This is a genomic window from Lacinutrix sp. (assembly GCF_037625555.1).
Taxonomy (GTDB): Bacteria; Bacteroidota; Bacteroidia; order Flavobacteriales; family Flavobacteriaceae; genus Lacinutrix.
Genome location: NZ_JASJHV010000107.1, coordinates 1 through 9,690, shown reverse-complemented (window position 1 = coordinate 9,690; position 9,690 = coordinate 1). Strand labels below are relative to the sequence as shown.

Sequence of the window (9,690 nt, the reverse complement as noted above, 5' to 3'; positions counted from 1 at the left end):
AGATGACGAGAAGGAATAAAAGCAACTACATCTTCATTGAACTTAACTGTTGCTCCTTTGTCAACGATCTCATCGATTGAAGCTGTATGCTTAGAATTTAATCCAAATTCAGTTTCGTATTTATCCCAGGGGTTGTCAGTTGTTTGTTTATGACCTAAAGATAATTTACGTCCTTCAATATCTAACTCTAATACTACTACTTCTAAAGTATCACCTACGTTTGTGAACTCAGATGGATGCTTAATTTTCTTAGTCCATGATAAATCTGAGATGTAAATTAATCCGTCGATACCTTCTTCTAATTCAACAAAAACACCAAAGTTTGTAAAGTTACGTACAATACCTTTGTGGTTTGAACCTACAGGATATTTAGTTGTAATATATGTCCATGGATCTTGAGATAATTGCTTGATACCAAGAGACATTTTTCTATCTTCTCTATTTAAAGTTAAGATTTGAGCGTCTATTTCATCACCAACTTTTACAAAATCGTTAGCCGAACGTAAGTGTGTAGACCAAGACATTTCAGAAACGTGAACTAAACCTTCAACACCTTCTGCAACTTCAATAAATGCACCGTAATCTGCGATTACAACTACTTTACCTTTTACTTTGTCTCCAACTGCTACAGTTTCACCTAAAGCATCCCAAGGATGTTTAGATAATTGCTTGAGACCTAATTGGATTCTTGATTTGTTTTCATCAAAATCAAGGATTACAACATTTAATTTCTGGTCTAACTCAACAATCTCATTTGGATGATTAATTCTTGACCAAGATAAATCTGTAATGTGAACTAATCCATCAACGCCCCCAAGATCAATAAATACACCGTAAGACGTAATGTTCTTAACGATACCTTCTAATACTTGACCTTTTTCTAATTGACCGATTATTTCTTTTTTCTGTTCTTCAATATCTGCTTCAATAAGAGCTTTATGTGAAACGACTACGTTTTTGAATTCATGGTTGATTTTCACCACTTTAAATTCCATAGTTTTATTTACGTACTGATCGTAATCTCTAATTGGTTTAACGTCAATTTGAGAACCTGGTAAAAATGCTTCGATTCCGAAAACGTCAACGATCATTCCTCCTTTTGTTCTACACTTAACGAAACCATTAACGATTTCACCTGTATCGTGTGCATTGTTTACACGATCCCATGCTTTGATTACACGTGCTTTTCTGTGAGATAATACTAATTGTCCTGTTGCGTCTTCACGAACATCGATTAATACTTCTACTTTGTCTCCAACTTTTAAATCTGGATTGTAACGAAATTCGTTTAAAGAAATTACACCTTCAGATTTTGCGTTGATATCGATAATAGCATCACGATCTGTCATGTGTACTACTTCTCCAGTTACAACTTCGTCGTCTAATGTATCTACGAAATTTTCTGATACTAATTTTTCAAATTCTTTTAATTGAGAATCTTCAACCTCATCAATACCTTCTTGGTAATTGTGCCAATTGAATTCTTCTAAGAATTTTTCAGGGTTTGCTTGTGCTTCAGGTACTACTGGAGCTGCTTTTGTTTCAGTTGCTGCTTCTTGAGTTTCAGCTACAACTTCTGCTTGTTTTGCTTTTTCAGCCATTGCAGATAATAGTTTGTATTCTGTTATGCTTAAGGAAGTTAAACGCTAACACACAGAAGTGTTAAATTTAAAATTGTTTTATATAGCCTCTTTATCTTCCTACTACTCGTTAAAAAGGTGTGCAAAAATAATACTTTTATTATAGTTTTACAACTTTATTTAAAATAAAAACAACTCATTTACAGCTGGTTAAAATTTTAATAATTAATACAAATATTAGGAAGGTACTACTCTACATCTTCTAGAGCCATTTCTACTAGGCTTAGCACTTTTTCAAATTGTGCTTCTAAAGTTAAGTCGCTATTATCTATCTCTATAGCATCGTCTGCTTTTACTAATGGTGAATCTTCTCTATTAGAGTCTATATAGTCGCGTTCTTGAACGTTTTTTAAAACAGCTTGGTAACTCACATCGTCTCCTCTACCTATTAACTCGTTGAAACGTCTGGTTGCTCTTTTTTCTGCACTAGCTACCATAAATAATTTTAGCTCTGCATATGGAAAAACTACAGTACCAATATCTCTGCCATCCATTACAACGCCTTTGTCTTTACCCATTTGTTGCTGTTGCTTTACCAATTGGTAACGCACTTCTGGAATGGCTGCTACTTTACTTACATAACTTGAGACTTCTAAAGTTCTAATGTCGTGTTCTATATTTTCTCCATTTAAATACACCTCAGCAAAACCTAAGTTTGCATTAAACTTGAAACTAATGTTTATTTCGCCTAATTTTTCTACTAAAGCGTTTACATTAAACCCATCTTTATTAATAAAAAAATGACGCATGGTAAACAATGTTACTGCACGATACATAGCTCCTGAGTCTACATAAATGTATCCTAAACGTTTGGCTAGTTGTTTTGCTACTGTACTTTTTCCTGTTGAAGAAAAGCCATCTATGGCTATGGTTATTTTTTGCACTTTGTTAATTTAGATTTATTATTTTTTTTGAAGAATTCGATTAACGTTTTTGTGCATGATTAGTAGCGTGGTTAAGCAACTAATTTAGCAAGCACACACCAAGTTGGAAATTCCTGCGGAATTCCCAAAGTAGGCGAGAACTAGAAATTACTTATAGCCATTGTTGTGTCTTGTTTTAACTTGTGCAGTGGTAGCATGCATTAGTCCAAAAAATAAGACAGTTACTAAAATTGTTTTAATGGTAGTTTTCATAGTTTCTATTTTAAAATTATTGTATACTATATGTAGAACTTTGGTAAAAAATCTTGTTCGCTAAGTTAAAAAAAAAGGTGAGTTTAAAATAGTTTTTATCTTAAATCAATCTGTAATCCAAAGAAATTAGAGTTTGCAGCAGATGTATATTTAGCGTGTGTATAGCTAAAACGCATTTTGTTAAGCTTTACAGAGAAACCTGCAGAGAGACCAGAGAAGTTTCTTTGGTCTACAATACGTAATTCTTCAGCACGTCTAAAATTATAACCTAAACGAATATTAAAGCCTTTGCTAGGAAATAATTCTGCTCCTAGAATAGTATGCCTAACTACTTGAGCTAAAAAGCCAACTTTCTCCTGTGTTTGGTTGCCATCTAGATCTGTAGTCGCTCTTGCTGGATTAGGATTACCAATTGGCCACTGTTGCAAGTTCTCGAATGTTAAATGCCATCTTAATGGAACATTTTCTAGGGTTTGAGATAAACCTATATCTATTTCTAAAGGTAACGACTCTTGCCTATCTGCATATGTAGTAATTTGAGTTCCTAAATTTCTAACCACTAAGGTGCCTTGAAACTCTAAACGTTCGTTAATATATAAAATAGCTAAATCTGTAGCAACACCAACAGAGTTGTATTGTTCTAGACTAGAATTTATTAATTTTAAGTTTGCTCCAGCATAAAAATCGCTATAGCCTATTTGCTTTGCATACCCAAAAGATAATGCAGTTTCTGAACCCGAAAATTCTCCTGTTCTTACTCCGTTTTCATCGTAACCAATAAAGTCACCATAATTAATGTAAGTAATTCCTGCATGATAGGTTTGAACTCTTCTATCTACTGAATAAGCATAAGAAGCTGTACCATATTTTATGCCTCCTAAATAGTTTGTATAATTAATAGCAAACTGATTATCCATTTCTACGTTAATAGTAGATGGATTAGTTAGTGCCTGTGAGACATCCCAATCTACATTTGTTAAGACCTTTCCTCCTAATGCTGCTTGTCTTGGTGAAGAAACCAAGTTTAAAAATTGATAAGTAGATTGGCCACCTAATTGTGCAAAACAAAAGGTGTTAGATAAAATAAAGCCAAAAAGGATAATTTTTTTTATCATAAAGATGCAAAAGTAACTAAATCTATCTTAAAACGCATGTAAGCGTTTTTTATTTTATAGTAAGCTCTTGACCTATACTAATACTATTATTTTCTAAGTTATTTAAAGTTTTAAGCTCTTGAACTGTAATATTATGTTGCTTTGCGATACTAAATAAAGTGTCTCCTTTTTTAACTAAATACAAACCTGAAGTTTCTTTAATTTCTGCAGTTTCTGAATACCTAATTTTAAGCTTTTGGTTAATTGCTATAATATTAGACTTTAGTTTATTTAAGCTCTTTATATGCGCAATACTAATACCATAATTATTAGAAATTGCGTATAATGTTTCTCCTTTACTTACTGTATGTAACTTAGTATCTAAATTTAATGAAGACGGTTTAGTTTCCCTACTATCTGAAGATACTGTAACGGTATCTTGAATAGATTTTGTTTTATTGTAACTAGTTGGTGATCCTTTTGTAAAGGTATATACACCAATTGTGGTATTTAACTTATGAGGTTTACCGTCTATAATTACATCTACTATTGTGTTCTGGCTAAATGCAGCTAAACTTATTAAGCAAACAAATGCCAACATTATTTTTTTCATATTTATATTCCGAGAAAGCGGAAATCTTATATTAAAATTAGATTTAGATTATATTTTTTGGAGTGACTTTTAATTTCTGACCAATTTCAAGATTATTGGTCTTTAAATTATTTAGTTTTTTTTAAAGCATCTACAGTCATATTGTGTTCTCTAGCTATTGACCATAGTGAATTACCTTTATCTAGTGTATAATAGGTAGATTCATCTTTATTTTCTTGGGAATTTGTTTCAGTTTCGCTTTCTACAATTTTAGCATCAGGATTATTTTTCTTTATGCTTTCAATTACTTCTGTTTCTATGGGTTCCTTTTCTACCACAGAAGTTTTTTTCTTTACTTCTTTAACAATGACTTTAACCTCTTCTAAGATAGGCTCTTCTTCTATTTCAGCCTCTAAAGCTTTCATTTCTGCTTTTAGTCTTTCAAGTTTTTCTTTTTTTGTTTCCTTTTTAATATTATCAGAATACTTGCTATCGCTCTTAATACTAGAACTTTTAGTTTCGATTTCTGTTTTTACTTCTTTTATCTCTTCGCTTATTGCTTTAGAGAGGTCTTCTATTGTTTCCTTCTATTGAGTCTTTTCTACTTTCTCTAATCCTAAAATTGGGTTCTTAACACTAGTACTTGCTTTATAACTTTAGCAGATGGTTTTTCTTCACTCTTTTTCGTCTCTATAACTTGGCTTTCAACCTCTGCAACAGAAGGTGGTGTAGCAAATTGTCCAGGAGTTTCACCAGGACGAAGCGATGCGATAACTCTTTCTTCTCCAGCATAACCAATAACAGGACTGCTAGATTTAACGAGCATATTTTTTACAATTTTTAGTTCTGTTCCAATTTTTAAATTAGAAATAGTTACTTTATTGTGAGCTTTAATTTCTGCTACACTAATATTATTGTTTTTTGCTATTGTAGTTAAAGTGTCTCCTTTTTTTATAACATGGATAGCAATATCTGTATAAACACTCCACTTGCTTTTGTTTTTAGTTGCGCTGGATCTGTTTTAGAATGCTCTCTGTAAGTAAACTCACCAGTTTTGGCAGACATAAAAGCTTCTTTTCCTTCAACTTCTATAGGAAGAAATTCTTCTTCCACCTCTTGTGCAAAAACGCCTATTGATAGTAATCCTAATAACCCAAATACAACTGCCTTCATTTTATAATTTTTTAGCCTTCTTAACTTTCTGTTTTGTAATTGCTAATTTTAAAACATCTTTCATATCTGAAACATAATGGAACGTTAAGCCTTTTAAGTAATCTTGCTTAATTTCTTCAATATCTCTTCTATTGTCCTCGCAAAGTAGTATTTCTTTAATTTTTGCACGTTTAGCTGCTAATATTTTTTCTTTTATTCCACCAACTGGTAATACTTTCCCACGAAGTGTAATTTCTCCTGTCATTGCTAGGCTCTTTTTTACTTTTCGCTGTGTAAATAAAGAAACCAAAGACGTAAGCATTGTTACACCAGCACTTGGTCCATCTTTTGGTGTTGCACCTTCTGGAACGTGAATGTGTACATTGTATTTATCGAAAATTTCTGAGTTAATTCCAAATTCGTCAGCATTAGCTTTTATATATTCCATAGCTATTGTTGCAGACTCTTTCATTACTTTACCTAAGTTTCCAGTAATAGACATTGTGCCTTTACCTTTAGATAAAATAGACTCTATAAATAAGATATCTCCTCCTACTCTTGTCCAAGCTAACCCTGTAACAACTCCTGCAACATCATTATTCTCGTACTTATCACGCTCTAATTTTGGTCCTCCTAAAACATTAATAACAGTCTCATTAGTAACTTTAAGATCGTAATCTTCTTCCATTGCTATATTCATGGCTGCATATCGTACCATTTTTGCAATCTGTTTTTCTAAGCTTCTTACTCCAGATTCTCTTGTGTAACCTTCTACTATTTTTTCGATTTGAGGTTTACCAAGTTTTAAATACTTATCTGTTAAACCATGCTCTTTTAGTTGTTTTGGTAATAAATGACGTTTCCCAATTTCAACTTTTTCTTCAATAGTATAACCCGTTACGTTTATTATTTCCATTCTATCTCTTAAAGCTGGTTGAATGGTTCCTAAGCTATTAGAAGTTGCTATAAACATAACTTTAGAAAGGTCGTAACCCATTTCAAGAAAGTTGTCATGAAACTCACTATTTTGCTCTGGATCTAAAACTTCTAATAAAGCAGAAGAAGGATCTCCTTGATGAGAGTTTGAAAGCTTATCTATTTCGTCTAATACAAATACTGGGTTAGACGTTCCAGCCTTTTTTAAAGACTGAATAATGCGTCCTGGCATAGCACCAATATATGTTTTTCTATGTCCTCTAATCTCGGCTTCATCTCTTAAACCACCTAAAGACATTCTTACATATTCACGACCAAGCGCTTCTGCAATAGAACGTCCTAAAGAAGTTTTACCAACTCCTGGAGGTCCATATAAACATAGAATAGGCGACTTCATATCGTTACGTAATTTTAAAACAGCTAAATGTTCTATAATACGTTTTTTAACGTCATCTAGACCATAATGATCTCGATCTAAAATCTTTTTTGCACGTTTAAGATCGAATTTATCTTTACTAAATTCATTCCATGGTAAATCTAGAAACAAATCTAAATAATTACGTTGTATGGTGTATTCTGCAACTTGAGGATTCATGCGTTGCATTTTTGCTAACTCTTTCTCAAAATGCTCTGATACTTTATCATCCCATTTTTTAGACTTAGCACGCTTTTTCATCTCTTCTAGCTCTTCTGCATTACCACCACCTAATTCTTCTTGGATGGTTTTCATTTGCTGATTTAAGAAGTACTCACGTTGTTGTTGGTTCATATCATTTTGAACCTTGGATTGTATATCGTTTTTTAACTCCAATTTTTGAAGCTCAATATTCATATACCTTAACGTCTCTAAAGCACGCGTTTTTAAGTCGTTTGTTTCAAGTAGCTTTTGTTTGTCCTTTAAAGTCAAATTCATGTTAGAAGACACAAAGTTTATTAAAAAAGAGTCACTTTCTATATTCTTAATAGCAAACGAAGCTTCACTAGGAATGTTTGGACTATCTTTTATAATTTGAAGCGCTAAGTCTTTAATAGAATCTGTTATTGCTTGAAACTCTTTATTTTTTTTAGCTGGCTTAGCTTCTGGCACTTCTCTTACAGTTGCATTTATATAAGGTTCTTCGGTAATAACTTCAGCTATACAGAAGCGTTTTTTTCCTTGTATAATTACTGTTGTATTACCATCTGGCATTTTAAGCACTTTTAATATACTTGCCACTGTACCTATTTCATGAATGTCACCAGCTTTAGGGTTTTCTACAGCTTCGTCTTTTTGTGAGACTACACCAATAACTTTATTGCCTTTATTAGCGTCATCAATTAATTTAATAGATTTATCTCTTCCTGCTGTAATTGGTATTACAACGCCAGGAAACAATACTGTATTTCTTAAGGATAAAATTGGTAATGTTTCTGGTAAGTCTTCATTATTTATTTTCTCTTCATCTTCTGGTGTCATTAAAGGAATTAACTCAGAATTTCCATCAAGATACTGCAATGACAAACTGTCTAGACTAATAAAATTAGATTTCTTCATATGTATATTTACGTCATTATGTCACCAAAACGTATTTGATGCAAAATGATTTAATTAATAGATTAATACTTAAAACTTTAAAACGTTTTGACTATCAGTTATTTATAATTGTCTCAACGCTATATTTGTTTTATAAAAGTTCAATTAATATGCCAATCTATTGGTTAAAAGTGAAAACTAAACAGATAATAGTCTTTATAGCATTCTGGCTCAGGAGATTTAACACTAAAAGGTAAAACTAAAGATTTAAAAGCTGGTGTAACTGGTTCTGGAGATTTCCATGGTTTTGATTTACATGTGACAGATGTTGAAGCAAAAGTAGCTGGTTCTGGAGATGTAGCGGTTGTTTGTAATGGAGATCTTAAAGCAAGAGTGACAGGATCTGGAGATATAGAGTATAGAGGCACACCTAAATCTGAAGATTCTAAAGTTATGGGTTCTGGAAGCATTGGAAATTAGCGGTTAGCGGTTAGCGGTTAGCGGTTAGCGGTTAGCGGTTAGCGGTTAGCGGTTAGCAAAACTAAAAAAAGCAGCTTTTCTAAATTTAGAAAAGCTGCTTTTTTTAGAACTCTTCTTTTGGTACTCTAAACAATAAAATAATTCCAAATAAAAAGAAAATGAATAAAAATAATATTGCATAACGCATAGATTTAAGTTGATCTACTATAGCGAAAATAGACATTCCTATTACTATACCAATTTTTTCGGCTACATCGTAAAAACTAAAATAAGAAGTAGTATCCTCAGTTTCTGGTATAAACTTAGAATATGTTGACCTAGATAACGATTGAACACCACCCATAACTAAACCAACAAAACCGGCTGCAATATAGAATTGATTTGGAGTAACCATAAAATAGGCATAAAAGCACAATAACATCCAAATAGCATTAATAACAATTAGAGTTTTAATATTTCCAAATTTAGCTGATGCTCTTGAGGTTAAAAATGCGCCAATTATTGCTACTAATTGTATAACTAATATACTTGCAATTAAGCCTTGACTAACATCAGCTCCATATTCTTCCCATTTAATCTCGTTACTACCAAAATAAGTAGCCATTAACATAATAGTTTGTACAGCCATACTAAAAACGAAAAAAGCGTTTAAGTACTTTTTTAAGCGTTTATTCTGTTTCAGCTCTTTCCAAACTTGCTTCAATTCTCTAAAACCATTAAAGATTACAGCTTTAGTTACCTTATGTCCTGTAGAAACTCCTTTTGGTAAAATATAAAAGGTGTATTGACTAAATAACATCCACCATAAACCAACGGTTATAAAAGAGTAACGCATCATTTTTAGTGCAGCTTCTCCCTCAAAACTCATGACCATTATTAAATTTAGCACCAAAAGAATAACACTTCCTATATAACCTAAACTAAAACCTTTTGCGCTTATTTTATCTTGCTGTTCTGGAAATGCAATATCTGGCAGATAAGAATTGTAGAAAACTAAACTTCCCCAATATCCAATTAAACCCATAAAGTAAAAAAACATACTTAAATGAATATAATCTTTACTAAAACAAAACAGACCAATACAACCTAAACTACCTATGTAACAAAAGATTTTCATGAAGACTTTTTTATTACCTACATAATCTGC

General features: G+C 32.2%; 9 protein-coding genes and 1 pseudogene. 1 reads left to right on the top strand and 9 read right to left on the bottom strand.

Annotation, left to right across the window (positions count from 1 at the left end; translation table 11 throughout):
• The 8 genes from rpsA to lon form a co-directional block, all read right to left on the bottom strand.
• Window positions 1–1,601: 30S ribosomal protein S1 (gene rpsA, locus QNK89_RS09170; protein WP_340170719.1), on the bottom strand; the 1,601-nt coding region annotated here is incomplete at its 3' end.
• Between the two features lie 227 nt (window positions 1,602–1,828).
• Window positions 1,829–2,524, bottom strand: coding sequence for a (d)CMP kinase (gene cmk / locus QNK89_RS09165; RefSeq protein WP_340170718.1), 696 nt, complete (start codon window positions 2,522–2,524; stop codon window positions 1,829–1,831).
• A gap of 347 nt (window positions 2,525–2,871) precedes the next feature.
• Window positions 2,872–3,891 (bottom strand): type IX secretion system protein PorQ, encoded by a 1,020-nt coding sequence (gene porQ / locus QNK89_RS09160; RefSeq protein WP_340170717.1) that lies wholly within the window; start codon window positions 3,889–3,891, stop codon window positions 2,872–2,874.
• 49 nt (window positions 3,892–3,940) lie between these two features.
• On the bottom strand, window positions 3,941–4,483 hold the full coding sequence (locus tag QNK89_RS09155; protein ID WP_340170716.1) for a LysM peptidoglycan-binding domain-containing protein: 543 nt from the start codon (window positions 4,481–4,483) through the stop codon (window positions 3,941–3,943).
• A 107-nt stretch (window positions 4,484–4,590) separates the two neighbouring features.
• A complete protein-coding gene (locus QNK89_RS09150; RefSeq protein WP_340170715.1) occupies window positions 4,591–4,887 on the bottom strand; it encodes a LysM domain-containing protein in 297 nt (98 codons plus the stop codon).
• Between the two features lie 191 nt (window positions 4,888–5,078).
• The gene (locus QNK89_RS09145) at window positions 5,079–5,288 is read right to left on the bottom strand and encodes a hypothetical protein (protein ID WP_340170714.1); all 210 of its coding nucleotides are present in this window, start codon (window positions 5,286–5,288) and stop codon (window positions 5,079–5,081) included.
• Window positions 5,289–5,413: 125 nt separating this feature from the next.
• The gene (locus QNK89_RS09140; protein ID WP_340170713.1) at window positions 5,414–5,635 is read right to left on the bottom strand and encodes a hypothetical protein; all 222 of its coding nucleotides are present in this window, start codon (window positions 5,633–5,635) and stop codon (window positions 5,414–5,416) included.
• 1 nt (window position 5,636) lies between these two features.
• Window positions 5,637–8,084 (bottom strand): endopeptidase La, encoded by a 2,448-nt coding sequence (gene lon, locus QNK89_RS09135; protein WP_340170712.1) that lies wholly within the window; start codon window positions 8,082–8,084, stop codon window positions 5,637–5,639.
• A gap of 216 nt (window positions 8,085–8,300) precedes the next feature.
• Between lon and QNK89_RS09130 the strand changes: the two are divergent.
• Window positions 8,301–8,543, top strand: a pseudogene (locus tag QNK89_RS09130) (DUF2807 domain-containing protein); the annotation flags it as partial.
• 103 nt (window positions 8,544–8,646) lie between these two features.
• Here QNK89_RS09130 and QNK89_RS09125 read toward each other — a convergent pair.
• On the bottom strand, window positions 8,647–9,690 hold a 1,044-nt coding region (locus QNK89_RS09125), incomplete at its 5' end, for an MFS transporter (protein ID WP_340170711.1).